The 1869-nt window shown below is 61.4% G+C and carries 2 protein-coding genes; one reads left to right on the top strand and one right to left on the bottom strand.

Going from position 1 to position 1869, the window contains the following annotated elements:
• On the top strand, window positions 1-1315 hold a 1315-nt coding region (locus VGP75_RS04830; RefSeq protein WP_327542577.1), incomplete at its 5' end, for a CRTAC1 family protein.
• A gap of 50 nt (window positions 1316-1365) precedes the next feature.
• Here VGP75_RS04830 and VGP75_RS04825 read toward each other — a convergent pair.
• On the bottom strand, window positions 1366-1869 hold a 504-nt coding region (locus VGP75_RS04825; protein WP_414727774.1), incomplete at its 5' end, for a cytochrome-c peroxidase.

Here is a 1869-nt window from a genome sequence, read left to right as displayed (position 1 = left end):
CGACGCCTTGCCTGATCTCTTCGCCGCGGGTGGTGCAAACCCCGCGCAATTGATGGTCAATCACGGCGATTTCACCTTCGCGCGCCATGACATCCCGATGCTGACAGGCGTTACTGGTGCCTATCCGCTGGATGTGAACGCTGATGGTGCGATGGATCTATTTGTACTGCGCGTCGGTCAGAACCAACTTCTGATGGGCGACGGGAATTGCCACTTTACCGCCAGCAATGATCTGCCTGAAGATGATGCATGGTCTACCGCTTTTACCGCTTGGTGGGAGGATGACGGCAAACCTGTCATGGCTGTCGGCAATTATGTAGACCGTGCCGATCCTGAGGGACCTTTCGGGGCTTGCGATGACAATATGATCCTGCGGCCCGACGCATCCGGCTATCAAAGCACGCTGCTGACCCCCAGTTTTTGTCCGCTCTCGATGCTCGCTGCCAATGACGCGCGCGGACGCCCGACCCTGCGGCTCTCGAACGACCGGCACTACTATGTCCGCGAAGGCTATGAGCAGATGTGGGATATTGCCGATCAGCGTTTTCTGGGCGCCGATGACGGATGGAAGAATGTCTCGCTCTGGGGCATGGGCATCGCGAGCCGTGATCTGACCGGTGACGGGCGCGATGAGGTGATGCTGACATCCATGGGAGACCAGTTGATGCAACTGGCCCAAGAGGATGGCACCTATGCCGCAGCCCCTTTCACGATCGGCACCTATGCCCAGCGCCCCCATACCGGCGATGACGGCCGCCCCTCTACCGGCTGGCATGCCGAATTTGCGGATGTGGACAATGACGGGCGCGCGGATTTGTTTATCGCCAAAGGCAACGTCGACCAGATGCCGGGGCTGGCGATCCAGGACCCCAATAACCTGTTGATGCAAAACGCCGATGGCACCTTTCGCGAAACCGCCGCGATTGCAGGCGTTGCAACCAAAGAACGCGCGCGCGGCGCGGCATTGGCCGATTTTGACGGTGACGGGCGTCTCGATCTGGTGGTTGTCAACCGGCGCGCACCGATGGAGCTTTACCGCAATGTCACACCGGACACCGGCAATTGGCTGGCGATTGCGCTTACCCAGCCCGGCGGTAACATAAATGCCGTGGGCGCAACTGTCGTGGTGGAAGCGGATGGGAACCGTCAAAGCCAGCAGCTGACCGTCGGTGGCGGGCACGGCGGTGGCAAAGCCTTGCCGTTGCACTTCGGGTTGGGTGCGGCAGAGGCTGCCAATGTGACCGTGGTTTGGCCGGATGGGCAGCAAACCAGCCATCAGGCCCAAGCAAATCAACTGGTGCGGTTGGCGCGCTGACGCGCGGAAAGATGCCTCCGGCGGGGATATTTACGGGCCGATAATGGGGGTCAGGGCTGGTCTATCGGCAGCCCGCTTGGCACGGCGTCAGGAATGCCCAGTTTGCCATCAATCGCGGCGGGGTCAGTCAGCGCGTCCAGAAACGCCACCAAGGACGTGATCTGCGCGTCTGTTATCCGGCGAGGGGCGTAGGTGACGGCCTGCGCGATCGCAGGGCTATCCGCCAGGCCGCGCGTATCATCGACGGGAAGCGCGGGCAGGACCGCATCGGTCAGATCGTAGGCTGCCAAGGCGGCAACCGGATCAAGATGTGCTTCAATGAAGCTGCGCAAATCGCGATGCGCGCCCGAGTGACCGTAAGGGCCGGTCAAGGCCACATTACGCAATGACGGCGTGCGGAAGGCGTAGAGATCTGCTGGATCACCTGTCACACGGAAACGCCCTTCGTCGCGGGCGTGGCTTTCAAAGCGCGCGGCCTTGCCGGGGCCAATCTGGGGGACACCCATTGCGTGAAAATCATGATCGGTCAGAAACGGGCCGCTGTGGCAGCTTGC

The sequence above is a fragment of the Yoonia sp. genome (genome assembly GCF_036007805.1).
Taxonomy (GTDB): Bacteria; Pseudomonadota; Alphaproteobacteria; order Rhodobacterales; family Rhodobacteraceae; genus Yoonia.
This window is presented reverse-complemented; position numbering and strand designations above follow the sequence as displayed.